Source organism: Sphingomonas colocasiae, from assembly GCF_019880585.1.
GTDB lineage: Bacteria > Pseudomonadota > Alphaproteobacteria > Sphingomonadales > Sphingomonadaceae > Sphingobium_A > Sphingobium_A colocasiae.
The window spans coordinates 102,314-126,039 of the sequence record NZ_JAINVV010000004.1; the positions used below are offsets into that span (position 1 = coordinate 102,314).

Genomic DNA, 23,726 nt, shown 5'->3' on the forward strand with positions numbered 1-23,726 from the left:
CGTTACGGATAGCTGACGGTATTGGGGATTTCGGGGATCGGGATGAATTCCTTGTCGTCGCCCGGCACCTTGGGGAAGCGGTCCTCGTTCCAGTCCCGCCTGGCCTGCTCGATCCGCTCGCGGCGGGAGGAGACGAAATTCCACCAGACATGGCGCGGCGTCGCGAACGCCTCTCCGCCGCACAGCATCACGCGGCCGCCCTGTTCGGACCGCAGCGTCGCGCGCGTGCCGGGCTTGAGGACGTACAGCGTCATGGGGGCGAGCGCCATGCCGTCCAGGCTGGCGTCGCCGATCGCGACGTAGAGCGCGCGTTCCTCGGCTTCGGCGTCGATCGGGATCGCGCTGCCCGCGCCGAGCAGGATGTCCGCATAGATGGTGCCGGCATAGGTGGTGGTCGGCGCGGTCCGGCCCCACAGGCTGCCCATGATGATCCGCGCCTGCACGCCTTCGTCCCTGACGATGGGCAGCGCCGCCTTGGCGACATGTTCGAATGCCGGGGCGATCTCCTCGTCCCGTTCCGGCAGCGCCAGCCAGGTCTGGATGCCCGACAGCGCCGGCCCGGCCGCGCGTTCGCGGCGTGGCGAGCGTTCCGAATGGACGATGCCGCTGCCCGCCGTCATCAGGTTCACCGCGCCCGGCTCGATCGTCTTGAAGGTGCCCAGCGAATCGCGATGGTCGATCGCGCCCGCGAACAGATAGGTGACGGTGGCGAGGTTGATGTGTGGATGCGGGCGCACGTCGATGCCCTCGCCCACCGGCAGGTGCGCCGGCCCCATCTGGTCGAAGAAGATGAAGGGGCCGACCATGGTGCGCGCCCTGGCCGGCAGGGTGCGATGCACCTTGAACCCGCCCAGGTCGTGGGTCACCGGCAGGATGGTCTGGATCACGGGATCGTCGGTCATGCGGTTGCTCCGGTTGTGGCCTTGAGGAGTGCGACCAGATCCTCGGGATAGATGCGTTCGGGATGCGCGGCGATCTCGTCGGGCGTGAACCAGCGCCACCGCGTCATCACGCGTTGCTCAAGCTCGGTATGGCGCGCCGTGTCGATCGCGGCGTCGCCGGCGCGGACCAGGAACCAGCGTTCGTCGGCGGTGACGGGCACGCCCTCCAGCGTGACGAACTCGATCTGCCGGCGCGCGATCTCCTCGCCCGGATCGGCATCGATCCCGGTTTCTTCCAGCAATTCGCGCCGGGCGGCCTGATAATAGCTTTCCCCCGGATCGACCGCGCCGCCCGGCGTGCACCAGAAGGGCGGCCGGTCGTCAGGATCGAAGCGGAACAGCAGCGCCCGGCCCGCCGGATCGATCAGCAGGATGCGGGAAGCGGGGCGGGCGGTTCGGGTATCGGTCATGCATCGGGCCTAAAGCGGGTGCCGGACGGGTGAAAGCGCCTGTCGGGCCGGGATCCGCGACAGGCGAAGGTCGATCCGAAATGTGAATCAGGCTCTAAGCGACAGGGTGAGGGCGCGATTCACGCTTTCAGTGAGTCACTCGCCCGGCGCGCGCGCCTTGATCGCGAGCGCGTGGACGGCGTTCCGCATCAGATCGCCGAGCGCGTGGTTCACCATACGCTGCCGTGCGACGCGGCTCTGCCCGGCGAACGCCGCGCTTTCGATCTCGACGGTGAAGTGCGATTCGCCGCTGCCGTCATCACCCATATGGCCGCGATGCTGCGCGCTGTCGTTGATCACGGCGAGCCGTGCGGGGGAGAGGGCCGCCGTCAGCCGCGCTTCGATTTCCGTGGCCACGGGGCCTTTTGTCGGGGTCTGCATCGGCCCTATATAGGGGGTTTGATCGGGATCGGGAGCGGTTTTGAGCGACGGACGGACAGAAGAGGGCAAGCGCCGCACGCGCTTCCACGGGCGCGTGGAGGGCGGGGGCCGGCGATGCGACCATGCCGGATGCGAAGAAGCCGGGGAGTTCCGCGCGCCCGGCACGCGCCGCCCCGGTTTCGACGGCCCGGGCGATTGGCGCTGGTATTGCCTGGAACATGTCCGCGCGTTCAACGCGGGCTATAATTTCTTCGAAGGCATGGATGCCGACGAGATCGCGGCCGCCCAGCGCCCCTTCGCCGGATGGGAGCGCGAGACCCGCGCCTTCGCGACGAGCGGGGCGGACCGGCCGCCGCGCTGGGCCGATTTCTCCGATCCGCTCGACGCGATCTCCGCGCGCTTCCGCGACACCGCGCCGCAGCCGCGCGCCGACGGCAAGCCGCTGTCAGGCGAGAACCGCAAGGACCTGAAGCTGCTCGGGCTCACGCCCGACGCGACGCGCAAGGACTTGCGCCAGCGCTATGCCGATCTGGTGCGGCGCTACCATCCCGATCGCAATGGCGGCGATCGCAGCCATGAAAAGGCGCTGGGCGATGTCATCGCGGCTTATACGCGGCTGAAGGGCGCGCCGGCCTTTGCTTGAGATGTCCGCGGATCGGTGAGGTCATTCGCCGACCTGAATTCATTCCGTCGCTCCAGCGCACGCTGGAGCGACTGGGGGCTGGAGTAGCTTAACCGCCGCAGCCGCCACATCCGCCGCCGCCGCAACCGCCGCCGCCTCCTCCGTCGCCACCCCCACCGCTGCCGCTGTCGCCGGAGCCCGCGCTGCGAAGCTGGTGGAAGGCGGCCCAGCCTGAACCGGCGAGCACCGTGGTGCCGAACAGCGCGACGGCAAGGCCGATCTCCGAGTTGGTCGGCGCCTGTTTGAGCCGCGCGGAGCGGGCGGTGGCCTGTTCGAGCGCGTCCTGGCCCGCCCGCGTCCGCCGGTCGACCGCGAAGAAGCGGATGAGCGCAAAGATCGCGGTGACGATCAGGAAGACGGTGAGGAAGCCGACCGGGCGGCCGCGCGCGTCGCCGATCAGCCATTTGGTCGCGCCGAAGACGATCAGCAGCAGATAGGGCGATGTCTGCCAGAAGCGCATCTGGAACAGCGTCGCCCCATCCATCAGCAGGCCGGAGGCGGTGAGCCGGCGTTCGACCGGTTCGGCATAGGGTCGCAGCGTCTTTTCGATCGCCGGCCACGACATGGGCTGGGGCAGCGCGAGCACGCTGTGTTCGGCCGCGCCCTGGCCGGCATCGCGCGCGATGGCGCGGAAATTGTCCTTGCCGATCATGTCCAGCGCGCGAATCGACAGCAGCCGCGCCACGACGGCATCGGCGAAGCGCGCCGGGCCGCCCGCCAGCCATGCAAGGTCGTTCGCGTCGGTCACGCGCTGGCTTCGTCCGTCGGGGCGCAGCCAGCGCGGAATGGCGAGGCCCACGAAGATGGTGAGGATCAGCAGCACCCCGTACAACAGCAGAAAGGGTCCGCCGGTCATGTCGAAGGGTCCAAGGGGCATAATCTGGGTCTTTCTCCCTACCAGTAAAGGAAATGGACGACGGCGATGGCGCCGGCCAGCCACAGCAGCGGCCGGACCGCCCGTCTTGGAATGATCAGCGCGTCGCGCGGATGGACGCGCCGTGCCCTGGGATCGTCGATCAGCCGCCGCGCCGCGCTCGGCCACAGATCGGCGGGCGGCGGGGCGCCAAAGGCCTGTTCGTAGCTTTTGAGCGTATCGGCATATTGTTCGAAATAGCGATGCTGCTCGGCGCCGCCGCCCGCCGTCGGCCCGTGATGGAGCGGCCGGCCGAGCACCTCCGGGCAGAAGCGCTCCCAGTAATCGCGGCTGTAGGTGAGGTGGAGGTGCCAGGCCTGGTCGACCGCGTCGGATGGCGTGACCTGATGATCCACCGTCGCGGCGAGGAAGCAGAAGCGCTTATATTCCTCGATCACGCGCTGGGCGTGCGCGCCGGTCCAGCCATTGTCGCGCGCCAGCCGTTCGGCGAAGGGCAGGTCGGCGTCTTGGGGGCCGATGATGTAAGGGGAAAGCGCGGCCCAGACCGGGTGGTCAGGTGTTGCAAGCAGACTGTGTGTCTCGCTCATCTATTATGTCTATTAGCATGGTAGATATTACGAATCGATGAAAAAAAAGCCCGGCCATCAGACCATCTGAGTGGAGCCTGATTGGCTGCGCCGTACTGACGTTTCACGCCATCGGTGGAAGCGCGTAGCGCTTCCACCTCAAGCGATCAGGCTCCAGGCCGGGCTCGAAGAAATATCGCCTTGTCGATGCCGGTCAGTCGACGAGCTCGCCGTCCGCCGCCGCTTCCACCCTGGCGATGTCGATCCGCTTCATCGTGAGCATCGCCTGCATCGCGCGTTTGGCGCGGCCCGGATCGGGATCGCCGAGCAGCGCGATCATGCGCCGGGGCACGATCTGCCACGACAGGCCGAACCGGTCCTTCACCCAGCCGCATTGCTCGGATTCGGGCACGCTCGACAGCGCATCGGTCAGCCGGTCCGCCTCGGCCTGATCGTCGCACATGATCTGGAAGCTCACCGCTTCGTTGAATCTGAAATGCGGGCCGCCGTTCAGCCCGACGAAATTCTGGCCGGCGACGACGAATTCGACGGTGAGCACGCTGCCCGCGCCGCCGCTGGGATTGTCCGCCGGCGAGCGGTGGACGGCGACCACGCGCGAATCGGGCAGGTGCTCGGCATAGAAATTCGCGGCTTCCTCGGCATTGCCGTCGAACCACAGGCAGGGAATGATCTTCTCGGACATGATCCGTCTCCTTGTTTTCCGGGTTTACTTGCCCGGTGCGACCAGGCCGAAAAGCGCGCCCTGGGGGTCTATCGCGTTGAGCACCATCTCGCCGCCCGGCACTTCCATCGGGCCGTGGGTGACGGTGCCGCCGGCCTGCTCGATCCGCGCCTTGGCGGCCTCGATCTCGGGCACGCGGAAATAAAAGCCCCAGCCCGGGCGCACGCCCGGCATTGCCTTCATCACCGCGCCGATCGCCTCGCCGCCCTCGCTATTGGCGATGAAGCTGTAATCGCCCATCTCGCCCATCTCCATCGCGCCGACCTTCTTGATGTCGAAATGCGTGTCGTAAAAGGCGAGCGCGGCGGCATCGTCGGTGGTCTGCAGCTCGTTCCAGCTCACATGGCCCATCGCATGCCGGCCATAGGCGGTGCTGGCCTCGTCGCTGGCCCCGCGCATCACATAGATGGCGACGCCCTGGGGATCGCTGACCATCGCGATGCGGCCGACATCGGGGATGTCGCTGGCGGGCAGATGGATCTGGCCGCCCGCCGCCACGATCGCGGCGACGGTGGCGTCGACATCGTCGACCCCGAAATAGCCCATCCAGCCGGGCACGGCGCCGCCCGCGACCATGTCCGCATTGAGCGCCAGCACGCCGCCGACAAAACCGTCGGCCGCCGCGATCATGCGATAATCCATGCCCTGGGAAGGCCTGTCGCCGATCGTCCAGCCGACGACGCTGTCGTAGAATATCTTCGACGCGTCCGGATCGGGCGTCATCAGTTCGTACCAGATGAATTCGCCATGCGCATTGGCCATGACCTGTCTCCCTCGTCCGTGTTCAGATTTGTTTTGGAAAGCGGAAGAGCGCTTTCCGGCGGCACCGGCCCGCTCCCCCGCCCAACCTCCCGACAGGATGATACTGGTTCGCGAGGTTGGGCGAGGGAGCGGGCTGGCACCGGCTTTCCCCAAAAGCCGCTCAGGCGTCGACGAGCGGCGAGAAGCCGCCATAGATCATGCGCTGGCCGTTGAAGGGCATCTCGGAGCCGTCGGGCTTCATCCGCTCGTCCTCCATCACCTTTTTCCAGCCTTCCTGGCGCGCTTCCTTCGATGGCCATTCGACCCATGAGAAGACGGCGACCTCGTCGCCCTCGGCCTTGATGGCGCGCGCATAGTCGGTGACCTTGCCGGTGGGCACGTCGTCGCCCCATGCCTCCACCACGCGCGTTGCGCCGTGATCGAAAAAGACCTGCGACGCCTTTGTCGCCAGCGCGCGATAGGCTTCCTTGTTGCCGGCGGGCACGGGCACGAGATAGCCGTCGGCATAGCCCATGGCGCCCTCGCCGCTGTCGTCGACGATCGCCTCGAAGCCGCCGACGATCATGCGCTTGCCGTCGAACGGCATGTCCGCGCCCATCGTTGCCATGCGCGGATCGGACATCATCTTCTCGACGGCGGCTTCGCGCACCGTCTTCGATGGATATTCGAACCAGGAGAAGACGACGACCTCGTCCTCCTTCGCCTGCACCGCGCCCTTGAAATCGGTCACCTTGCCGTCGGGCACGTCGTCGCCCCAGCACTCGACCATCCGGGCCACCCCGAATTCCTTGAACAGCGGCAGCGCCTGTTCGGCATGCTTGCGATAGGCGTCCTTGTTGGCCGCCGGCACCGCGACGACGAATCCTTCCACATAGGTCATTGCATCTCTCCTCATGCGAACCGGGCGGGGGCTTCGCGCCCCTCGAAAATCAATTGCGGAACCGCCATCCGTTTGCCGGCCCCTGCTTCATCGCGCGGCTCAGGCGGCCGCGGGCTCGGCGCTCCACGCGGCCATCGCCGCATCGACATCCATCCACACCAGCTCGACGATATGGCCGTCGAGATCCTCGAAACTGCGGCCGTACATGAAGTCGCCCATTTCCTGGCGCGGCGTCGGATCGGCCTTCGCGCCGGCCGTGATCGCCTTCGTCATGGTCGCCTCGACTCCATCGCGGCTGTCCTCGCTCAGACATAGCAGCACCTGGGCGGTGCTGCGGGTGTCTGCGACGGACTTTGTCGTGAAGTCGTTGAACCGTTGATGTGACATCAGCATGAAGGTGATCGTGTCCGAAAACGCCATCATCGCGGTGTCGTCCGTGCAAAAGCGCGTATCGGCCGTCGCGCCCACCGCTTCGTAGAAGCGCCGCGCCTTCGCCACATCCGCCACCGGCAGGTTCACGAAAATCATCTTCGCCATTTTTCATCCTCTCGCGACTCGTTGTTTGACCCTGATGCCCCCGGAGGTTATAAAAAGCAACTATGAAGTTACAAAAAATAACCGACTCGTCCGAAGCCGCGCAAAAGCGCCGTTATGACGATGCCTGCGCGGCCACCCATGGGATGGACATCATCGGGGAGCGCTGGGCGCTGCCGGTGATGCGCGAACTGATGCTGGGGCCGCGCCGCTTCAGCGAACTGCGCAAGAGCCTGCCCGCGATCAGCGCGAACGTGCTGACGCAGCGGCTGACCGGGCTGGAGGAAGCGGGCATCGTCACGCGATCGAAGCTGCCGCCGCCGATCTCCGTCCAGGTCTATGGGCTGACGCCCTGGGGGCAGGAGGCGGGGCCGGTGTTCCAGGCGCTGGGCCGCTGGGCCGCGCGTTCGCCACGGCATGATCCGACGCGCCCGTTCAGCGCGGTTTCGCTGATGCTGTCGTTGCGCACGATGATCGATCCGGCGCGCGCGCGCGGGCTGACGATGCGGATCGGCTTTCATCTGGGCGAGGAGGCGTTCTTCCTGACGATCGACGACGGCGCGGTCGCGATCGGGCGCGGCGCGGTCGAGCGGCCCGATCTGGTGATGACCGGGGTGCCCTCCGGCGTGGCGGCGGCGGTCTATGCGGGCGTGCCGCTCGACGATCTGGCGCGGGACGGGCTGCTGGCGGTGGAGGGTGATCGCGCGCTCGCCGCCCACTTCGCCACGCTGTTTCCGATTCCCGCCAAGGCGCCGCCGGGCGTTGTTTGACGCGTTCGCGTTGCATCCGCGCGCGCCAGCCTTTAACCGGGCCGCGACTCTCTTGCATGCAGGCCGATCCATGACCGACATTCCCAACGCCCAGCCCGACAGCCGCGAGTCGACGGTGCTCGACGCGCCCGACAAGCAGGTGAGCGTCCGCGACCTGTTCGGCATCGATACCGACATGATGGTGCCCGCCTTCAGCGAGGCCGACGAACGCGTGCCCGATCTCGATCCCGCCTATGTGTTCGACGGGGACACCACGCTCGCGATCCTGGCGGGTTTCGCGCACAACCGGCGCGTGATGGTCCAGGGCTATCACGGCACCGGCAAGTCGACGCATATCGAGCAGGTGGCGGCGCGCCTCAACTGGCCGTGCATCCGCATCAACCTCGACGCGCATATCAGCCGTATCGACCTGATCGGCCGCGACGCCATCGTGCTGCGCGACGGCCAGCAGGTCACCGAGTTCCGCGAAGGCCTGCTGCCCTGGGCGCTGCAGACGCCGACCGCGCTGGTGTTCGACGAATATGACGCCGGCCGCCCCGATGTGATGTTCGTGATCCAGCGCGTGCTGGAGACCGAGGGCAAGCTGACGCTGCTCGACCAGAATCGCGTGATCCGGCCCAATCCCTGGTTCCGCCTGTTCGCCACCGCCAACACGGTGGGCCTGGGCGACACCAGCGGCCTGTATCACGGCACGCAGCAGATCAACCAGGGCCAGATGGACCGCTGGAACATCGTCGTCACGCTCAACTATCTGCCCGCGCAGGTCGAGGCGCAGATCGTGCTCGCCAAGTCGGGCGAATATGATCACGAGGGCGGCAAGAAGGAGGTGGAGAACATGGTGAAAGTGGCGGACCTGACCCGCCAGGGCTTCATCAATGGCGACATCTCCACCGTCATGAGCCCGCGCACCGTGATCACCTGGGCGCAGAACTCGCTGATCTTCAAGGATGTCGGCTTCGCCTTCCGCCTGAGCTTCCTCAACAAGTGCGACGAGGCGGAACGCGCGCTGGTGGCCGAATATTATCAGCGCGTCTTCGGCAAGGACCTGCCCGAAAGCGTCGTGGCGAAAGCCTGAGCCGGGGTGGCCGAACAGACGCCCCTCGACCGCTTCAAGGCGGTGCTGACCGGCACGGCGCGCGCGATCGCGCGTGAGCCGGAGGTGGAGCTCGCCTTCACCGCCGACGCGCCGGTGCAGGCCGGGCGGCATCTGAAGGTGCCGATGCCCGGCCGCAACCTGCCGCCCGAACAGGTGGCGGAAGCGCGTGGCTTCGCGGACAGTTTCGCGCTGAAGCTGCGCCATCACGACGCGGCGCTGCACGCGCGCGCGGCGCCGGGCGACGCGGTGGCGCGCGCCGCGTTCGACGCGGTGGAACAGGTGCGGATCGAGGCGCTGGGCGGCCGCAACATGGCCGGGGTGAAAGCCAACCTGGCCGATGCCCATGCGATGCGCATGCGATCGGACCCGATCACGCGCGCGCGCTCGCGCGAGGAAGTGCCGCTGTCCAGCGCGATCGCGCTGCTCGCGCGCGAAAGGCTGACCGGCGAACCCGTGCCGGAGGCGGCGAAGGGCGGCCTCTCGCTGGTGCGTGACTGGATCGAGGAGAAGGCGGGCGCCGATCTCGACGCGCTCGGCCTCGCACTCGACGATCAGGCCGCGTTCCAGAAGCTCGCCACCCGCCTGCTCGAGGATCTCGAGCTGATCGACGGCGAGATGGTGCCCGATTCGGCCGATGAGGGCGGCGACGAGCAGGAAGGCGAGGATCCCGAGGAAGGCGACGAGAGCGAGGGCGAGGACGAGTCGGGCGGCTCGGACGGCCAGAGCGACGCGCGCGGCGAGCCCGACGGCAGCCAGTCCGAGGATGGCGAGGCCGGCGAGGCGCAGGAGGACATGGCGTCCGAAACCGACGCCGAACTGGGCGAGGAAGGCGAGGAGGGCATGTTGCCCGTCCGCCCCAACCGGCCGGTGCCCGATCTCAACACCCAGTTCGACTACAAGGTGTGGACCGAGCAGTTCGACGAGGTGGTGACCGCGCTGGAGCTGTGCGACGAGGACGAGCTGGACCGGCTGCGCGCCTATCTCGATCACCAGCTCGTCCATCTTCAGGGCGCGGTGACCAAGCTCGCCAACCGGCTGCAGCGCCGGCTGATGGCGCAGCAGAACCGGAGCTGGGATTTCGACCAGGAGGAAGGGATGCTCGATGCCGCGCGGCTGGCGCGCGTCGTGGTGAGCCCTGGCCATTCGCTGTCCTACAAGGTGGAGCGCGAAACCGATTTCCGCGACACGGTGGTGACGCTGCTGATCGACAATTCGGGTTCGATGCGCGGGCGTCCGATCTCGATCGCCGCGATCTCGGCCGACATCATGGCGCGCACGCTCGAGCGTTGCGGCGTCAAGACCGAGATCCTCGGCTTCACGACGCGGGCGTGGAAAGGCGGGCAATCGCGCGAGAACTGGCTGGCCGCCGGCCGGCCGCCGATGCCCGGCCGCCTCAACGACCTGCGCCACATCATCTACAAGCAGGCCGACGAACCCTGGCGCCGCGCGAAGCGCTCGCTCGGGCTGATGATGCGCGAAGGGCTGCTCAAGGAGAATATCGACGGGGAGGCGCTGCTCTGGGCGCATAACCGCCTGATCGGGCGGCCGGAGGAGCGGCGGATCCTGATGGTGATCTCTGACGGCGCGCCGGTCGACGATTCGACGCTCAGCGTCAATTCGGGCAGCTATCTCGAACGGCATCTGCGCCAGGTGATCCACTGGATCGAGAACCGCTCGCCGGTGGAGCTCGTCGCGATCGGCATCGGCCATGACGTGACCCGCTATTATCAGAAGGCGGTGACGATCATGGACGCCGAACAGCTAGGCGGCACGATGGTGGAGCAGCTGGCGGCGTTGTTCGACAATGATTGAGGGCTGACGCCTGCTGGTGTCATCCCCGCGTGCGCGGGGATGACAAGGTGGCCCAAATAACGCGAGGGCCGAAACCTTTCGGTTCCGGCCCTCCGGGGTCCGCGATGTACAGGTCGCGGCGTACCCCTTGTCCTCGTTACGCTACACCGAGGAATGTCGTTGGCTTAGCGGCAGCGGCTGTCCGACTTGTCGATGGCGCGGCCGGCCAGGGCGCCCACGGCGCCGCCGATGATCGTGCCTTCGGTGCGGCTGCCGCGACCGGCGACCTCGTTGCCGAGCAGGCCACCGGCGATCGCGCCGATGATGGTGCCGGCGGTGCCGTCGCGGCGGCAGCGATAATAGCCGTCATTACCACGATAGCCGCGATCGTTGCGGTAACCGTAGCGGTCGCCGCGATAGCCGCGATAACCACGGTCGTTATAGCCGCGATAGTTATTGTAGCCGCGGTGATTGTCGTAACCGCGATAATATCCGTCGCGCTGCGCCATGGCGGGCGTCGCGGGGATCAGGGTGGCGGCGCCCATGGCGAGCGTGGCACCCACAAGGCTCAGTTTCTTCAACATGGTCTTCTCCTTGCGTTTCAAACTCGGCGGCGGGGCCAACCTCCGTCCGATGAGATGCTTATGCCCTGATTCGTTTGAGGCTCGCCTGAACGCACATGTTATCCGCCGTTCAGATGCCGTTGCCTGCCGTTCAGGAAAGCTTGGGCTGGCAAGCGGGGACAGCTTCTCTACAAGCGTCGCCGATGCGCCTGTTCAAGCCGTTACTGTTGCTGCCCGTCCTGCCGTTCATGCTGATGCTGAGCGGCGATGGCGAAACCTCCATGGTGCGTCAGGTGCTGGGGCCGAGCAGCGCGGTCTCGGCGATTCCGATCCCGCTCGACGCGTCGGACCCGAAGCGCGTTCGCGTCGGCCGCCTGCACTATCTGAAGGGCTGGCGGCTGGAGAATCCCGATCCCGCCTTTGGCAGCTTTTCCTCGATGCTGGTTTCGGACGAGGCCTTGCTGCTGCTCAACGACGCGGGCGGATATGTCCGGCTGGCGCGGGGGCCGGGGGATACCATCGGCGCGGCAAAGTTCGGCGATCTGCCCGACGGCCCCGGCGATCCCTATCTCAAGCGCAATCGCGACAGCGAATCGATGACCGTCGATCCGCGCACGGGCGCGATCTGGGTGGGCTTCGAAAGCCGCAACGCGATCTGGCGCTATGCGCCCGGCCTGGCGCGCGCGGAGGCGGGGCGCCGCCCGCCCGAGATGCGCAAATGGCCGGGCAATGCCGGCGCGGAGGCGATGGCGCGGCTGAGCTCGGGGCGCTTCCTTGTCCTGTCTGAAGGCGGCAAGGCGCCGCCGGGCGCCGACGCGGCATTGCTGTTCGATCGCGACCCGACCGATCCCGCCGCGAAGGCGACGCGCTTCTATTATCGCCCGCCATCGGGCTTCCGCGTGACCGACGCCGCCGAGCTGCCGGACGGGCGCGTGCTGGTGCTGCATCGCCGCCTGGGCGTCTGGCCGCTGTTCACCGCCAAGCTTTCGATCCTGGACCCGAAGACGATCGAGCGCGACGGGCTGGCATCGGACGAGGAGATCGCGACGCTCGCGCCGCCGCTGGCGGTCGACAATATGGAGGCGCTGGCGATCACGCGCGAGGAGGGGCGGATTATCGTCTGGATCGCATCCGACGACAATTTCGGAACGCCGTTCCAGAAGAGCCTGTTGCTGAAATTCGTGCTGGAGGATGGCGGCCGCTAGCGGGGCAAGGCGTTCAGGCGAGTCGGGCTTGCGTCCACCACCCGCCGTTCGTGCTGAGCCTGTCGGGACGAAGTCGGCCGTAGGCCAACCCCTGTCCTTCTACTTCAATGTTAAGGAAAGGCAGGGCTTCGGCAGGCTCAGCCCGAACGGGCGCGGGCGGCGCGCCGGCGTGGCATGGCGATGGCGCCGGTTTCGGCTTGTTTCGAAGTTCACCGGACGCGACAAAGCGCCGCCCGGTTTTCACCGGCCGGCGCCACATCGTCCGAATCAAATCGGTTGGCGCGGCTCAGGCCGCGGCCGAGACCTTCTTGGCGACTTCGCGCTTCAGGCGACGCGCCTTCAGGCTCAGCTTCTCGTCCGAGGTCTTGAGCAGCCAGTTGTCCAGGCCGCCATTATGCTCGACCGAACGCAGGCCATGCGTCGAAACGCGCAGCTTCACGCTCTTCTCGAGCGAATCGGACATCAGCGTGACATTCTGCAGGTTGGGCAGATAGGTCCGCTTGGTCTTGTTGTTGGCGTGGGACACATTGTGGCCCACCTGGCGGCCCTTGCCGGTCAGTTCGCAAATGCGCGACATCGTCTTCGTCCTGCAATCAAAAGCGTCTGGAAAGCGTGGGCCACTAGCGGCCCGGGCGATTCGCGTCAACCTTCGCGCCGATGAAACCCGGCGCGGCGTCGTTCGTTCATCCAGCATGTCCGCCGCAACCCTCATCGCCGCGATCCTGCTGCCGCCGCTCGGCATCTTCCTCGTGCGCGGGATGGGGCGCGACTTCTGGACCGCGACGATCCTGACCGCGCTGTTCTACCTGCCGGGCATGATCTTCGCGCTGTTCGCGGTGCTCGGTGGCTCCACCGCGCGCCTGGACGACCTGTTCGCGCGCTTGCGGAGACCGGCGAAGGCCTGAGCTTCCGCGCCGGGCGATCACGCTTTATGGCTCGGCGATGGCCTTTCCCTTGCCCGATCCGATGCGCCAGGCGCTTCTGCTCGCCGAAGCCGCCGCCCAGGCGGGCGAAGTGCCGATCGGCGCGGTGGTGGTGCGCGACGGCGTCGTGATCGCCAGCGCCGCCAACGAGACGCGCGCACGGCCCGATCCCACCGCCCATGCCGAGATGCTCGCGATTCGCCGCGCGGCGGAGGCGCTGGGGCAGGAACGGCTGACCGGCTGCGACCTGTGGGTGACGCTGGAGCCATGCGCGATGTGCGCCGGCGCGATCGCGCATGCGCGCATCGCCAGGCTCTATTATGCGGCGTCGGATCCCAAGGGCGGCGGCGTCGAACATGGCGCGCGCGTGTTCGACCAGCCGACCTGCCATCATCGCCCCGAAATCTATGCCGGGCTGGGCGAAGGCGAAGCGGCGGCGCTGTTGCGGGATTTCTTCGCCGCGCGCCGATAGCCGCCACCCGGCCCTTGCTGCGATCGTCCGGGGTGACCCGCTTCATCGTCCACAAGGGTTTGCTTTCGAAATCCACTCGGCCAGGCCGCTCCGGATCGAACCGCGTAGCCCGGAAACACGTGTCGTGATCGCCGCAATATCCAGCAAAGACAGGGATTCTGCCGCATATCCGCGATGACGTCGCCGGTCGCCGACCATGCCCGTCGAATCGCGATTGAACTAACTTGCATTGACGAACCAACTAAATGGGCATAGCTTCCTTGGCGAAACGACCGAGGGGCGCGGCCCGATCGGCGTCGAAAAGGGAGGGAGTCCATGAACGGCATTCGTGCGCGCGTTTCGTATCTCGCAATCGCCCTGGGGCTCGCCTCGGCCTGTTCGCCGGCCCTGGCGCAGACATCGCCGCAAGCGCCGCAGGACGAGGCCGCATCCGGCCCGCAGCTCGCCGATATCGTCGTCACCGCGCAGCGGCGCGAGGCGACGGTTCAGGATACCGCCGCCGCCATCTCGGCATTCGGCGGCGAATCGCTCGAAAACGCGCGCGTGCTCAGCTTCGAGGATCTCGCCGGTGCCGCGACCTCGCTGTCGTTCACCGCGCTGACGCCGATCGATCAGGAATTCAACATCCGCGGCATCACCAACACCCGGCTCGATTCGCCATCGGCCGACCAGTCGATCGGCATCTTCGTCGACGACGTCTATGTCGGGCGATCGGGCCTGTTCAATTTCGACCTGTACGATATCGACCGCGTCGAGGTGGTGCGCGGGCCGCAGGGCGTGCTGCTCGGCCGCAACGTCGTCGGCGGCGCCATCAACATCCTGACCGCGCAGCCCGAAGCGGAGACGGGCGGGGCGGTCACCGTCTCCTACGGCAATTACAACGAGAAGCTGGCGCGCGGGCACATCACCGGCACCATTTCCGGCCCGCTCACCGCGCGGCTGTCGTTCCAGTATCGCAACCGCGACGGCTTCAACCACGATCTGCTGCACGATGTCGATCTCGACAATGCGGACAGCTTCCAGATGCGCGGGCAGCTCAAGCTGGCGCCCGAAGGCAGCGATTTCACCGCGCGGCTGGTGTTCGATTACACCAAGGACAAGTCCAACGGCTTCCACAGCGTCGCGATCGACGGGCCGGCGGCAGGCTCGGGCCCGTGGAGCGCCGCGCGCGCGGCGATCGGCACGATCCGGGGCAAGCCGCTGGGCGTGCGCGAGAGCCTGCCCGAATGGCCCCGCTACAAGGGCGACGCGGCGGATACGCCGCAGCAGCTCAACCGCGAGGCATGGGGGCTTTCGCTCCGGCTCGACAAGGAACTGGGCGGCCTCGGCACGGTCAGCTCGATCACCGGCTATCGCAAGGGCGAGGCGTTCAACGTCTATGACCAGACGGGCATCGGCCCCGACAATGGCTATGGCGTGATCTCACCCACATTGTTCACCTTCCCGGTGAACGAGGACGAGAATATCCGCCAGTTCACGCAGGAGATCCGGCTGGTTTCGCCCGAGGTGGAGGATAGCGGCTTCGATTATATCGTCGGCGCCTATTACCAGCACGACAAGGTGAGCAAGCTCGACAAATTCTGGGCGGAAGTGCCGCTGCCCGCGCTCACGACGCTCTCGGGCGAAAGCCATTGGGACAATCGCGCCACCAACGAGAGCTATGCGATCTTCGGCCAGCTCGGCTACCGCTTCAGCGAGAAGTTCCACATCGTCGGCGGCGTCCGTTATTCGCACGACAAGAAATCGGGCCGGGTCACCGGCATTTCGGTGGAGGGCGGCGACAAGTTCAATCCCACCGATCTCGTCGCGCTGACGCCGCTCGCCGGCACCTTCCGCGAAGGGCAGAGCTTCACCACGCCCTATCGCGACACCTGGAGCGAGATGACGCCGCAGGTGACCGCCGAGTTCAAGCCCAATCGCAACATGCTGTTCTATGTGACCTTCGCCACCGGCTATAAGGGCGGCGGGTTCGAGGACGATCCGGCGAACGCGGTCGCGGCGCAATCGAGCTACGATCCCGAAACCGTCGATAGCTGGGAAGCGGGCGCCAAGCTGGACCTGTTCGACCGCCGCGTCCGCCTCAACATCGCCGCGTTCAAGATGCGCTACAAGAATCTCCAGGTCACCCAGACCTCGGCGGCGTGCCTGTGCAACATCACCGACAATGCCGCCGACGCGAAGATCAAGGGCGTCGAACTGGAAGCGACCGTTGCGGTGACCGACGGGCTGACGCTCAACGGCGGCCTGACCCTGCTCGACACCAAATATATCAATTTCATCGACTCGCTGGGCAACGACAATTCGGGCAATTTCCTCCAGCGCACGCCCAAATATCAGTGGAATGTCGGCGCCGATTTCGTGACCGACCTGGGAAGCTGGGAGCGCGGCTTCCGCGCCAACATCAACTATAGCCGCCAGGGCAAGCTCTATTGGGCGCCAGACAATCTGCAGATGGAAAAGCCCTATGGCCAGCTCGGCGCGCGCGTCTCGGTCACGCCCAATCGTGGCGACTGGACCTTCTCGCTCTGGGGCCGCAACCTCACCAACACGCTCTACCGCACCAACATCATCGCCTTTTTCGGCGATGAGGTGAGCCGCCTCGGCGCGCCGCGCCAGTACGGCGCCGAGGTCTCCATTAAATTCTAAGGCCCCTCCTCGGCCAAACTGAAAGGGCGGCAACCGCAGGGGTGCCGCCCTTCTTGTTTTTCCGTTCGATCTCCGTTCGGGCTGAGCCTGTCGAAGCCCTGTCCTTCCCATCCACGGTGCTGAAGAAAGGACTGGACTTCGACAGGCTCAGTCCGAACGGTGTGACTGGCTTCCGGACTCCGCTTCAAAAGCGCGTGTAGCTCAGATCGCCGCCACCCTTCTCGCCCATCACCATGCGCGGATCCTCGGGCTTGAACAGGCCCAGGCACCAGCCCTCGCTCGACGGCATGTCGTGGTTCCAGTCGAACGCCATCTTGCGGTGGAGGATGCGCCATTCGCCGTCGCGGCGGACGAACTTGTCGACGATGCGGCCGCCGGTCAGCGTGTCCCAGGGCTCGTCGCCCTTGGGGAAGCGCGCGAAGGTGAGCAGATAGCTTTCCACCCAGGCGGTATCGCCGTCGAGCTCGACATGCATGTTGCAGACATAGTGGCAGATCGTGCCCGTCTTCATCAGCCGCTGCACCGCGCCGTCGACATAGGGGCGGGCGGGGCCGGAATAGCTGCTGCCATGTTCCTCGATCGCATCGTCCCAATAACAGCTATGGAGCAGCGGCCCGTCGGCGCGATCGACGCCGCGGGCGTAGCGCGCCATGACATCCTGGATATCCTGCTTGGCGAGCAGGGTCTCGATCGTGTTCGCGTGCATCTCAGCGCCTCCCGTCGTGCAGCGCCTTGACCATCGAGCGCTTGATCGTGTGCGGATCGCGCGCGAGGAACGCGCGCACCGAAACCGAATGGGGATCAGTGTCGTGCTCGTCGATCCGGTGTTTGACCGCGAGCAGCCCGGCCTTGCCGATATCGCGCGGCGTCGATTTCTCCTGCCAGGTGACGTGGCTCGCCATGCGCGTGTCGACCGATCCGACGATCAGCGCCGCCACATGCGTGCCCTGCGGCTCCAGCTCGGCGCGGATGCAATCGCTCGCCGCGCGCGCCGCGAATTTTGACGGGCTATAGCCGCCCATGCTGGGCACCGCGATGATACCGCCGGCGGAGAGCACATTGACGATCGCGCCGCCGCCATTCGCCTTCAAGATCGGCGCGAAGGCGCGGCACATGGCGACGAGGCCGAGATAATTGGTCTCGATCTCCTGCCGCATCGCGCTCAGGTCGGGCGCGTCCATCAAGGTCACGCGGTTGAACGCGCCGGCATTGTTGATCACCAGATCGACATCCTGGCAGCGCGCGGCGGTGGCCGCCACCTGATCCTCGCGCGTCACGTCCAGCGCGATCGGCACCAGCCGTTCGGGATCCTTCGCGCAGGCCGCTTCCGCATCGGCCAGCGCGCGCGCGGCGACATAGACGCGGCGGGCGCCCTGTTCGATCAGTTCCTCGACAAAGCCCTCGCCGATGCCGCGATTGCCCCCGGTCACGATCGCCGTGCATCCCTCGATCCTCATGCCGCTGCTCCTTCGTGGCGCCCAATTCCTTCGTGTCGACCGGTCCATTCGCCATAGAGGATGTCGTGCGGCTTCTTCGCGCCGCGCACCGCCTTCGCCATGTCCGGAATGATCATGCCGCGCCCCCAGGTCTCGTTCACCGGCATCTCGTGGTTCCATTCCCAGGCGAGCCGGCGATGCGCGATCCGCCACGTGCCGTCGCGGCGCTCGAACCGGTCGACGCAGCGCGCCATGGTCAGGCTGTCATAGCTGTCCTCGCCGCCGTCCCGGCGCGAGAAGGTGAGGAAATAGCATTCGCTGAGCGCGCGATCGCCATCCAGCTCGATCGTGATGTTGGTGCAGAGATGCGTCATCAGCGGCGCGCCCGGCAGGATCTTGCGCATCACCGCGACATAGTCGCTCGCCGGCCCGACAAACACGCCGCCATGATCCTCGATCGCGTCGGGATGATAGGCGGCGGCGATCAGATCGGCATCGCCGCGATCGGCGCCGCGCGCATAGCTGATCAGCACATCCTCTATCTCCTGCCGATCGAGCAGTTGCTCCACCGTCAAACGCATCATGCTCTCCCTTTCTGACTGTCGCGCCGGGCATCGGCGTAAAGATCGGCGAAGGCGGCTTCCGCGCCCACGAATTCGCGCGCATCGGCCATGTCGCCGATCGCGGCGATGTTGGCGGCGATCCAGGCGGGATCGGTGTCGGGCGCGCTCGCGCCCGGCGCCTCCATCACGCGGGCGCGGCGGAAGCGCCGGCCGCCCGCCATCAGGATCTGGCCGTTGAGGTCGCAGGCGGCGCTCGTCAGGTGGAGCGCCATGGCGGCGGCATTGCCGGGCGCCATCAGCGGGTCGCTGGGCTCGCCATCGGCCACCGTCATCGCGGTGGCGGCATAGGGGCAGATCACGTTGGTGCGGACGGTGCTGCGCCGCATCTCGTCCGCGATGGTGAGCGCGAAGGCGTTCACCGCACCCTTGGACGCGGCATAGGGCGATCGCCCGCGCACGCCGTGCAGCCCGGCAGCGGAGGAGACGAACAGCAGCCGCCCGGCCGGGCTCGCCTCCAGATGCGGCATCGCCGCCTGGGCGAGCGCCACGGTTGCGAAGAAATTAGTTTCCATGAGCGCGCGAAGATCGGCTTCGACGAGCGCTCCGAGTTTCGCCGCGGGGCCACTGATCCCGGCATTGAGGATGACGGCGTCGATGCGGCCATAGGCGTCGAGCGCGGTGCGCAGGATCGCGTCCGCCGCGCCTGGCGCATCGACCGCATGCGTATCGGCGACGGCGTCACCCCCGGCGGCGCGAATCTCTGCCGCCACGGCTTCGGCCGAGCTCGGCTCGCCGGCGCGTGCGCGATTGTTCACGATCACGCGCGCACCCTGCCGGCCCCAGGCCCGCGCAAAGGCGGCGCCGAGCCCCTTGCCGGCGCCCGTCACGATCACAACCCGTCCGATGTCGTCGTCCATCGCATCGCTCTCCCTGACAGGATGCTAGCGACGTAGGTATGATAATGAAAGTAAGAATCGTGTCAGGCGGCGTCGCGTTCGTCGCCTTCGACGATCTCGAATTCCACCTCGTCCGGGCGGATCGGCTTGCGGCATTCCGAACAGATCACCTGCGGATCGAGCGGCTGGCCGCATGCCTTGTGGGTCAGCAGCAGCGGCGGCCCTTCGGGCGAGCAATAATAGGTGTCGCCCCACTTCATCAGCATCAGCAGCGCGGGATAATAATCCACGCCCTTGCGCCGCAGCTTATATTCGTAGCGCGGCGGGCTGGTGGCGTACTGGACCTGGCGGATCGCGCCGATCGAGGTGAGCCAGGCGAGCCGTTCGGACAGGATGTTGGTCGCGATCGCGGTGTCGCGGCGGATATCGTCGAAGCGGTTGATGCCGGTGAAGATCGACCGCATGATCAGGCTGGCCCAGCGATCGCCCATGATCCGCGCCGCTTCGTCGAACAGCGAGGTCGCGTCTTCGGAACTGTCGCGCTGCTGCCGCCGCCGGCTGTAGAGCGGCGCCATCAGGCCGACGCCGGGGCCGGGTTTCCAGTCGACCACGGTGGCGTCGATCGTCTCGTTGCACGCGCCGCAGGCGGGGGTGGGCTCGAAGGTCTTGCCGCAGGGCTTGTGCGTCAGGATCACGCCGATCTTGCCGGCGCGGTCCGCCCAGCGCTGTTCCCAGCGCAGCAGCATCAGCGAGGTCCAGTAGACGTCGCGCCCCTTGCGGGTGAGCACATATTCGTGGCGCGGCGGGCTGGTTTCGTAGAGCCGCTTTTCCAGCATGCCCGATTCGACCAGCCGCTTCAGCCGGTCGCTGAGCAGCGCCTTGAGCAGGCCGGTGCGCCGGCGCAGCACGTCGAAACGCCGCGCGCCGAGCCATCCCGCCTCCAGGATCAGCAATGTCGGGGTGTCGCCCACCACTTCGAGCGCGCGCCAGATGGAACAGGTCCGGATGAGATTGTCGCCATGCATCACGATTCAAGCATATAGGCCCGATGCCGTCCGGGTCGAGTGCCCCGCGTGCGATGCCAGCCGCGCCGCCCGCCAGAAGAACAGCGCGGCGATCAGGTAGCCGAGCGGCGCGACGATCGCGATGGCGTAGCGGATGCCCGATTCGAACGGGAACAGCGTGTCGCCCAGCAGCGCGGTCGCGGTCGGCCCCAGCCCGAGCCCGACCAGGTTGATGACGAAGACATAGGCCGCCGAAACCGTCGCCCGCATCCGGTTGGGGGTAAGCTGCTGCAAGGTGGAGGGGGCCGCGCCCACCGTGACGGCGGCGGCGGAGAAGAACAGCACGAAGGCGATCGCGAAGCCGCCGATCGACGGCACGAGCGGGAAGGCGGCGGCGCCCAGCGTGCCTGCCGCCGTCGCCCAGGCGCAGAAGCGCATGCGTGCGCCCGGCGCCCCGCCGCCATAACGATCCATCAGCAGGCCGCCGCCGATCATGCCGATCAGCCCGCCCAGGATCAGCAGCCCGCCCGCCAGATAGCCCGCGTCGTGCATCTCCATGCCGAATGCGCGCATCAGCATCGCCGGCAGCCAGGAAACCGATCCGAGCACCGAGAAATTGACCGCGCTCACGCCGATGAAGATCGACCAGAACAGCCCGCCATTGCGGCCGACATGATCGACGACCTCGCGGATCGGCGGTGCGGCGGCGGATGCGCCGCCGGCATCGCCCTCGCGGGGCGGTTCGGGCAGCAGCAGGAAGATCAGCGCGACCAGCACGCCCGGCAATCCCGCGCAGACAAAGGCGAATTGCCAGGGCTTGAGCGCGCCGATCAGCGGCATCGTCACATCGCCGGCGCGCGCGACCAGCGTGATCACCAGCGCGCCGATCATGAAGGCGAGCCCGGCGCCGATCGCCGATCCCAGGCCGTAGACGCCCATCGCCAGCCCCAGGCGGCGGCGGGGGAAACTGTCCGAAATGATCGAATAGGCGGCGGGGGAGAGCACGGCTTCGCCCACGCCCACGCCCATGCGCGCGACGAAGAACTGCCAATAGCTCGTCACCGTGCCGCACAGGGCGGTCATCAGGCTCCACAGCGCGATCCCCGCCGCGACCACCTTCATCCGTGGCGCGCGATCGATCAGCCGCCCGATCGGCAGCCCCGCGATGGTGAAGAACAGCGCGAACGCCATGCCCTGCAACAGGCTGATCTGCGTGTCGCTGAGGCCGAGATCGGCCTTGATCGGCTCGACCAGCAATCCGATGATCATCCGGTCGATGAACGAGAAGATATAGGCGACGAACAGCGCCGCCACGATTCCCCAGGCGAGGAAAGGCGGCGGGCGCTCCGGATCGGACGGCGCGGCGGGGCGCTCGTCCCCCGCCATGCTATTCGCCTTCCGCCTTGTGGAAATCCTCGCTCAGGCCCATTTCGCGGACGAGCATCGCCCGGTCGTAATATTCGCGCCAGGCCTTGATCTTGTCGCCCTCGACCTCGAGCACGCCGACGACGGGCACCGCGCCGGCATGGCCCTTGTAGACGAACCGGTCGACGCGCTCGATGAACACGACATCGCCGACGCGGCCGATATTGCGCACGTCCAGCTTGATCGATTCGGTGCCGTCGCCAAGCTGCGCGATGCGCTCCGCGATCGCCTTTTGCCCGTTGATCGGTTCGATCATCATCGAATGGAGCACGGCGTCGTCGGCGAACATCGCGCCCGCGCCCGCCCAGTCCCTGGTGTTCCATGCCTCGATCTGCCGTTCGACCACCGCGATCTTCGGATCCTTCGCCATGCTCTTCTCCTGTTGCGGCGAATCGCCTGCGAAGGCGGGGGCCGAAATCGCGGCCATCAGCGCCGCCGCCAGCATCCCGAAACGCATGCTCTTCTCCTATTGGTATGACTATGAAAGCGATGCTGTCGGGTTGCGAGGCGCAGGTCAAGCCCCATGGAGCGACAAACTTGCGTAACCAGACCGATGCGCGTATTGCAACTGAATGACACGCAGCAAAGGTGCAGCATGAAGGTAGAGCGTCTGCCGCCGATCCGATCGTCACTCCAGCCGAGCAACCACCCCTATCTCAACGGCGCGTGGACGCCGCAGATGGAGGAGGTGAACGCGATCGACCTCGACGTGATCGAGGGGGAGATTCCGTACGATCTCGATGGCATCTATCTGCGCAACACCGAGAATCAGATCCACCAGCCGGCCGGGCGCCACCACCCGTTCGACGGCGACGGGATGATCCACCAGATCGACATCCGCGACGGCAAGGCGAGCTATCGCAACCGTTTCATCCGCACGCGCTGCTTCCATGCGGAGCAGGAAGCGGGGCGCTCGCTCTGGGGCGGGCTGATGGACGGGCCGGGCGTTTCGGAACGGCCGGGCTTCGGCGCGCATGGCCGGCTGAAGGACAGCGCGAGCACCGACGTGATCGTGCATGGCGGCAAGGCGATCGCGACCTTCTACCAGTGCGGTGAGGCCTATGTGCTCGACCCCGAGACGCTGGAGACCGAAGGGGTCGCCCCCTGGGTGCCGATCGACGGCATCTCCGCGCACCCCAAGCTCGATCCGCTGACGGGCGAACTGCTGTTCTTCAACTATTCGACGCACGCGCCCTACATGCATTACGGCACCGTCGATCCGGCCGGGCGGCTGACCCGCTACACGCCGGTGCCGACGCCGGGGCCGCGGCTGCCGCACGACATGATCTTCACGAAGAACTGGGCGATCCTGAACGACATGCCCGTCTTCTGGGACGCGGAGCTGCTCAAGCGCGACATCCATGCCGTGCGCCTGCACGAAGGGGTGCCGACGCGCTTCGCGCTGGTGCCGCGCGACGGCGACGGCGATATCCGCTGGTTCGAGGCGGAGCCGACCTATGTGCTCCACTGGAACAATGCCTATGAGGATGGCGACGAGGTGATCGTCGACGGCTATTTCCAGGAAAATCCGACGCCCGATCCGATCCCCAACGAGGATGGCTACGGGCATTTGATGGCCTATCTCGACCAGTCGAGCATGCGGCCCCGGCTGCATCGCTGGCGCTTCGACCTGAAGACGGGCGAGACGCGCGAGGAGCGGCTGGACGATCGCATCCTCGAATTCGGCATGATCAACCAGCGCTTCCTGGGCCAGCCCTATCGTTACGCCTATAGCGCGGTGGCGAAGCCCGGCTGGTTCCTGTTCAACGGGCTGGTCAAGCATGACCTGGCGACCGGGGAATCCTGGACGGTGACGCTGGAGGAGGGGCGCTACGCCTCCGAAGCGCCGTTCGCGCCGCGCACCGGCGGCACGCAAGAGGATGACGGCTATCTGATCAGCTTCGTGACCGACGAGAACCGGGGCACGTCGGAATGCGTCATCATCGATTGCAAGCGCTTCGAGGATGGCCCGATCTGCCGCATCGCGCTGCCGCACAAGATCTGCAGCGGCACCCATGCGCATTGGGTGGAGCGCAAGGATCTGGAGGCGGCCAAGGCCGAGCGGCGGGAAGCGCTGGCGGCCTGAGGTGGGGTGGGGTCCCGCGCCCACTCATGTCATTCCCGC

Annotated in this window: 27 protein-coding genes; 9 read left to right on the top strand and 18 right to left on the bottom strand. The window is 66.7% G+C overall.

Annotated elements, in window-relative coordinates:
* Window positions 1–2 precede the first annotated feature (2 nt).
* From K7G82_RS07005 to K7G82_RS07015, 3 genes are all read right to left on the bottom strand, one after another.
* A complete protein-coding gene (locus K7G82_RS07005; RefSeq protein ID WP_222989149.1) occupies window positions 3–902 on the bottom strand; it encodes a pirin family protein in 900 nt (299 codons plus the stop codon).
* A complete protein-coding gene (locus K7G82_RS07010) occupies window positions 899–1,351 on the bottom strand; it encodes an NUDIX hydrolase (RefSeq protein ID WP_222989150.1) in 453 nt (150 codons plus the stop codon). The genes K7G82_RS07005 and K7G82_RS07010 overlap by 4 nt, the downstream gene beginning before the upstream one ends.
* Window positions 1,352–1,486: 135 nt before the next feature.
* Complete coding sequence (locus K7G82_RS07015; RefSeq protein ID WP_222989151.1) at window positions 1,487–1,771, bottom strand: BolA family protein; 285 nt, start codon at window positions 1,769–1,771, stop codon at window positions 1,487–1,489.
* 40 nt (window positions 1,772–1,811) lie between these two features.
* Between K7G82_RS07015 and K7G82_RS07020 the strand changes: the two genes are divergently transcribed.
* Window positions 1,812–2,414 (top strand): J domain-containing protein, encoded by a 603-nt coding sequence (locus K7G82_RS07020; protein WP_222989152.1) that lies wholly within the window; start codon window positions 1,812–1,814, stop codon window positions 2,412–2,414.
* 88 nt (window positions 2,415–2,502) lie between these two features.
* Here the strand turns inward: K7G82_RS07020 and K7G82_RS07025 are convergent, their stop codons facing one another.
* The 6 genes from K7G82_RS07025 to K7G82_RS07050 all read right to left on the bottom strand — a co-directional run bounded on the left by K7G82_RS07025 (window position 2,503) and on the right by K7G82_RS07050 (window position 6,814).
* Window positions 2,503–3,309, bottom strand: a complete 807-nt coding sequence (locus tag K7G82_RS07025) for a TIGR04222 domain-containing membrane protein (RefSeq protein ID WP_222989153.1) — start codon at window positions 3,307–3,309, stop codon at window positions 2,503–2,505.
* A 38-nt stretch (window positions 3,310–3,347) separates the two neighbouring features.
* Window positions 3,348–3,914: a glycine-rich domain-containing protein gene (locus K7G82_RS07030; RefSeq protein WP_222989154.1), complete on the bottom strand. Its 567-nt coding sequence runs from the start codon at window positions 3,912–3,914 to the stop codon at window positions 3,348–3,350.
* Window positions 3,915–4,107: 193 nt separating this feature from the next.
* The gene (locus K7G82_RS07035; RefSeq protein WP_222989155.1) at window positions 4,108–4,596 is read right to left on the bottom strand and encodes a VOC family protein; all 489 of its coding nucleotides are present in this window, start codon (window positions 4,594–4,596) and stop codon (window positions 4,108–4,110) included.
* Window positions 4,597–4,620: 24 nt separating this feature from the next.
* The gene (locus K7G82_RS07040) at window positions 4,621–5,397 is read right to left on the bottom strand and encodes a VOC family protein (protein WP_222989156.1); all 777 of its coding nucleotides are present in this window, start codon (window positions 5,395–5,397) and stop codon (window positions 4,621–4,623) included.
* Between the two features lie 160 nt (window positions 5,398–5,557).
* Window positions 5,558–6,277 (bottom strand): DUF1428 domain-containing protein, encoded by a 720-nt coding sequence (locus K7G82_RS30290; protein WP_222989157.1) that lies wholly within the window; start codon window positions 6,275–6,277, stop codon window positions 5,558–5,560.
* Between the two features lie 99 nt (window positions 6,278–6,376).
* A complete protein-coding gene (locus K7G82_RS07050) occupies window positions 6,377–6,814 on the bottom strand; it encodes a VOC family protein (RefSeq protein ID WP_222989158.1) in 438 nt (145 codons plus the stop codon).
* 62 nt (window positions 6,815–6,876) lie between these two features.
* Here K7G82_RS07050 and K7G82_RS07055 point away from each other — a divergent pair, with 62 nt between their 5' ends.
* The 3 genes from K7G82_RS07055 to cobT all read left to right on the top strand — a co-directional run bounded on the left by K7G82_RS07055 (window position 6,877) and on the right by cobT (window position 10,489).
* Window positions 6,877–7,581, top strand: a complete 705-nt coding sequence (locus K7G82_RS07055; protein ID WP_222989159.1) for a winged helix-turn-helix transcriptional regulator — start codon at window positions 6,877–6,879, stop codon at window positions 7,579–7,581.
* Window positions 7,582–7,651: 70 nt separating this feature from the next.
* On the top strand, window positions 7,652–8,656 hold the full coding sequence (gene cobS / locus K7G82_RS07060) for a cobaltochelatase subunit CobS (protein ID WP_222989160.1): 1,005 nt from the start codon (window positions 7,652–7,654) through the stop codon (window positions 8,654–8,656).
* 6 nt (window positions 8,657–8,662) lie between these two features.
* Window positions 8,663–10,489, top strand: coding sequence for a cobaltochelatase subunit CobT (cobT, locus tag K7G82_RS07065; RefSeq protein ID WP_222989161.1), 1,827 nt, complete (start codon window positions 8,663–8,665; stop codon window positions 10,487–10,489).
* Between the two features lie 164 nt (window positions 10,490–10,653).
* Here the strand turns inward: cobT and K7G82_RS07070 are convergent, their stop codons facing one another.
* Window positions 10,654–11,052, bottom strand: coding sequence for a glycine zipper 2TM domain-containing protein (locus K7G82_RS07070; RefSeq protein WP_222989162.1), 399 nt, complete (start codon window positions 11,050–11,052; stop codon window positions 10,654–10,656).
* Window positions 11,053–11,234: 182 nt separating this feature from the next.
* Here K7G82_RS07070 and K7G82_RS07075 point away from each other — a divergent pair, with 182 nt between their 5' ends.
* The gene (locus K7G82_RS07075) at window positions 11,235–12,236 is read left to right on the top strand and encodes an esterase-like activity of phytase family protein (protein WP_246623366.1); all 1,002 of its coding nucleotides are present in this window, start codon (window positions 11,235–11,237) and stop codon (window positions 12,234–12,236) included.
* Between the two features lie 286 nt (window positions 12,237–12,522).
* Here K7G82_RS07075 and rpmB read toward each other — a convergent pair whose 3' ends face one another.
* Entirely contained in the window at window positions 12,523–12,813 is a 291-nt protein-coding gene (gene rpmB / locus K7G82_RS07080; RefSeq protein ID WP_222989163.1) for a 50S ribosomal protein L28, read from the bottom strand.
* Between rpmB and K7G82_RS29720 the strand changes: the two genes are divergently transcribed.
* From K7G82_RS29720 to K7G82_RS07095, 3 genes are all read left to right on the top strand, one after another.
* Window positions 12,803–13,141, top strand: coding sequence for a YqaE/Pmp3 family membrane protein (locus K7G82_RS29720; protein ID WP_246623367.1), 339 nt, complete (start codon window positions 12,803–12,805; stop codon window positions 13,139–13,141). The genes rpmB and K7G82_RS29720 overlap by 11 nt on opposite strands.
* A gap of 37 nt (window positions 13,142–13,178) precedes the next feature.
* A complete protein-coding gene (locus K7G82_RS07090; protein ID WP_246623368.1) occupies window positions 13,179–13,631 on the top strand; it encodes a nucleoside deaminase in 453 nt (150 codons plus the stop codon).
* 315 nt (window positions 13,632–13,946) lie between these two features.
* On the top strand, window positions 13,947–16,277 hold the full coding sequence (locus K7G82_RS07095) for a TonB-dependent receptor (protein WP_222989164.1): 2,331 nt from the start codon (window positions 13,947–13,949) through the stop codon (window positions 16,275–16,277).
* Between the two features lie 184 nt (window positions 16,278–16,461).
* Here the strand turns inward: K7G82_RS07095 and K7G82_RS07100 are convergent, their stop codons facing one another.
* The 7 genes from K7G82_RS07100 to K7G82_RS07130 form a co-directional block, all read right to left on the bottom strand.
* Complete coding sequence (locus K7G82_RS07100) at window positions 16,462–16,983, bottom strand: nuclear transport factor 2 family protein (protein WP_222989165.1); 522 nt, start codon at window positions 16,981–16,983, stop codon at window positions 16,462–16,464.
* A 1-nt stretch (window position 16,984) separates the two neighbouring features.
* Window positions 16,985–17,734: an SDR family oxidoreductase gene (locus tag K7G82_RS07105; RefSeq protein WP_222989166.1), complete on the bottom strand. Its 750-nt coding sequence runs from the start codon at window positions 17,732–17,734 to the stop codon at window positions 16,985–16,987.
* Complete coding sequence (locus tag K7G82_RS07110; protein ID WP_222989167.1) at window positions 17,731–18,294, bottom strand: nuclear transport factor 2 family protein; 564 nt, start codon at window positions 18,292–18,294, stop codon at window positions 17,731–17,733. The genes K7G82_RS07105 and K7G82_RS07110 overlap by 4 nt, the downstream gene beginning before the upstream one ends.
* Complete coding sequence (locus K7G82_RS07115; protein WP_222989168.1) at window positions 18,294–19,193, bottom strand: SDR family NAD(P)-dependent oxidoreductase; 900 nt, start codon at window positions 19,191–19,193, stop codon at window positions 18,294–18,296. Before K7G82_RS07115 ends, K7G82_RS07110 begins: the two co-directional genes overlap by 1 nt.
* A gap of 62 nt (window positions 19,194–19,255) precedes the next feature.
* A complete protein-coding gene (locus tag K7G82_RS07120; protein WP_222989169.1) occupies window positions 19,256–20,197 on the bottom strand; it encodes a winged helix-turn-helix transcriptional regulator in 942 nt (313 codons plus the stop codon).
* Between the two features lie 6 nt (window positions 20,198–20,203).
* Window positions 20,204–21,562, bottom strand: a complete 1,359-nt coding sequence (locus K7G82_RS07125; RefSeq protein WP_222989170.1) for an MFS transporter — start codon at window positions 21,560–21,562, stop codon at window positions 20,204–20,206.
* 1 nt (window position 21,563) lies between these two features.
* The gene (locus K7G82_RS07130) at window positions 21,564–22,058 is read right to left on the bottom strand and encodes a nuclear transport factor 2 family protein (protein WP_222989171.1); all 495 of its coding nucleotides are present in this window, start codon (window positions 22,056–22,058) and stop codon (window positions 21,564–21,566) included.
* Between the two features lie 138 nt (window positions 22,059–22,196).
* Here K7G82_RS07130 and K7G82_RS07135 point away from each other — a divergent pair, with 138 nt between their 5' ends.
* A complete protein-coding gene (locus K7G82_RS07135) occupies window positions 22,197–23,687 on the top strand; it encodes a carotenoid oxygenase family protein (protein ID WP_222989172.1) in 1,491 nt (496 codons plus the stop codon).
* Window positions 23,688–23,726: the final 39 nt, after the last annotated feature.

What these genes read in the sequence shown, in the direction of transcription:
- K7G82_RS07005 (WP_222989149.1), bottom strand. Translation starts at nt 902, where the DNA reads ATGACCGACGATCCCGTGATCCAGACCATCCTGCCGGTGACCCACGAC.
- K7G82_RS07010 (WP_222989150.1), bottom strand. Translation starts at nt 1,351, where the DNA reads ATGACCGATACCCGAACCGCCCGCCCCGCTTCCCGCATCCTGCTGATC.
- K7G82_RS07015 (WP_222989151.1), bottom strand. Translation starts at nt 1,771, where the DNA reads ATGCAGACCCCGACAAAAGGCCCCGTGGCCACGGAAATCGAAGCGCGG.
- K7G82_RS07025 (WP_222989153.1), bottom strand. Translation starts at nt 3,309, where the DNA reads ATGACCGGCGGACCCTTTCTGCTGTTGTACGGGGTGCTGCTGATCCTC.
- K7G82_RS07030 (WP_222989154.1), bottom strand. Translation starts at nt 3,914, where the DNA reads ATGAGCGAGACACACAGTCTGCTTGCAACACCTGACCACCCGGTCTGG.
- K7G82_RS07035 (WP_222989155.1), bottom strand. Translation starts at nt 4,596, where the DNA reads ATGTCCGAGAAGATCATTCCCTGCCTGTGGTTCGACGGCAATGCCGAG.
- K7G82_RS07040 (WP_222989156.1), bottom strand. Translation starts at nt 5,397, where the DNA reads ATGGCCAATGCGCATGGCGAATTCATCTGGTACGAACTGATGACGCCC.
- K7G82_RS30290 (WP_222989157.1), bottom strand. Translation starts at nt 6,277, where the DNA reads ATGACCTATGTGGAAGGATTCGTCGTCGCGGTGCCGGCGGCCAACAAG.
- K7G82_RS07050 (WP_222989158.1), bottom strand. Translation starts at nt 6,814, where the DNA reads ATGGCGAAGATGATTTTCGTGAACCTGCCGGTGGCGGATGTGGCGAAG.
- K7G82_RS07055 (WP_222989159.1), top strand. Translation starts at nt 6,877, where the DNA reads ATGAAGTTACAAAAAATAACCGACTCGTCCGAAGCCGCGCAAAAGCGC.
- cobS (WP_222989160.1), top strand. Translation starts at nt 7,652, where the DNA reads ATGACCGACATTCCCAACGCCCAGCCCGACAGCCGCGAGTCGACGGTG.
- K7G82_RS07070 (WP_222989162.1), bottom strand. Translation starts at nt 11,052, where the DNA reads ATGTTGAAGAAACTGAGCCTTGTGGGTGCCACGCTCGCCATGGGCGCC.
- K7G82_RS07075 (WP_246623366.1), top strand. Translation starts at nt 11,235, where the DNA reads ATGCGCCTGTTCAAGCCGTTACTGTTGCTGCCCGTCCTGCCGTTCATG.
- K7G82_RS29720 (WP_246623367.1), top strand. Translation starts at nt 12,803, where the DNA reads ATGCGCGACATCGTCTTCGTCCTGCAATCAAAAGCGTCTGGAAAGCGT.
- rpmB (WP_222989163.1), bottom strand. Translation starts at nt 12,813, where the DNA reads ATGTCGCGCATTTGCGAACTGACCGGCAAGGGCCGCCAGGTGGGCCAC.
- K7G82_RS07090 (WP_246623368.1), top strand. Translation starts at nt 13,179, where the DNA reads ATGGCCTTTCCCTTGCCCGATCCGATGCGCCAGGCGCTTCTGCTCGCC.
- K7G82_RS07095 (WP_222989164.1), top strand. Translation starts at nt 13,947, where the DNA reads ATGAACGGCATTCGTGCGCGCGTTTCGTATCTCGCAATCGCCCTGGGG.
- K7G82_RS07100 (WP_222989165.1), bottom strand. Translation starts at nt 16,983, where the DNA reads ATGCACGCGAACACGATCGAGACCCTGCTCGCCAAGCAGGATATCCAG.
- K7G82_RS07105 (WP_222989166.1), bottom strand. Translation starts at nt 17,734, where the DNA reads ATGAGGATCGAGGGATGCACGGCGATCGTGACCGGGGGCAATCGCGGC.
- K7G82_RS07110 (WP_222989167.1), bottom strand. Translation starts at nt 18,294, where the DNA reads ATGCGTTTGACGGTGGAGCAACTGCTCGATCGGCAGGAGATAGAGGAT.
- K7G82_RS07115 (WP_222989168.1), bottom strand. Translation starts at nt 19,193, where the DNA reads ATGGACGACGACATCGGACGGGTTGTGATCGTGACGGGCGCCGGCAAG.
- K7G82_RS07120 (WP_222989169.1), bottom strand. Translation starts at nt 20,197, where the DNA reads ATGCATGGCGACAATCTCATCCGGACCTGTTCCATCTGGCGCGCGCTC.
- K7G82_RS07125 (WP_222989170.1), bottom strand. Translation starts at nt 21,562, where the DNA reads ATGGCGGGGGACGAGCGCCCCGCCGCGCCGTCCGATCCGGAGCGCCCG.
- K7G82_RS07130 (WP_222989171.1), bottom strand. Translation starts at nt 22,058, where the DNA reads ATGCGTTTCGGGATGCTGGCGGCGGCGCTGATGGCCGCGATTTCGGCC.
- K7G82_RS07135 (WP_222989172.1), top strand. Translation starts at nt 22,197, where the DNA reads ATGAAGGTAGAGCGTCTGCCGCCGATCCGATCGTCACTCCAGCCGAGC.